General features: G+C 69.8%; 1 protein-coding gene. It reads left to right on the forward strand.

The features are described 5' to 3' along the window. Positions 1-424: HAMP domain-containing protein (locus AB0C16_RS40705; RefSeq protein WP_357691556.1), on the forward strand; the 424-nt coding region annotated here is incomplete at both ends.

The following is a 424-nucleotide window of genomic DNA, read 5'->3' on the forward strand; positions in this document are numbered from 1 at the left end:
CATCGCCCTGCTGCTCCTCGTCCTCGCGGTCACGACCGTGATGGCCCGCTCGCTGGTCCGGCCGCTCAGGCGGCTGCGCGGAGACGCGCTCAAGGTCGCCGACCAGACCCTGCCCGACCTGGTGAAGCAGCTGCGCGAGAGCGAGGCCGGCGTAGAGTCGATGCACGTGCCGCCGATCGGCGTCGTCTCCGACGACGAGATCGGTGAGGTGGCGCGGGCGTTCGACGAGGTTCACCGCGAGGCGGTGCGCCTGGCCGGCGAGGAGTCACGACTCCGGAGCAACGTCAACGCGATGTTCGTCAACCTGTCGCGGCGCAGCCAGACGCTGGTCGAGCGGCAGATCACCCTGATCGACGGGCTGGAGCAGGGCGAGCAGGACGAGAGCCGGCTGGCCAACCTGTTCAAGCTGGACCATCTGGCCACC

The sequence above is a fragment of the Nonomuraea sp. NPDC048916 genome (assembly GCF_040649575.1).
Taxonomy (GTDB): domain Bacteria; phylum Actinomycetota; class Actinomycetes; order Streptosporangiales; family Streptosporangiaceae; genus Nonomuraea.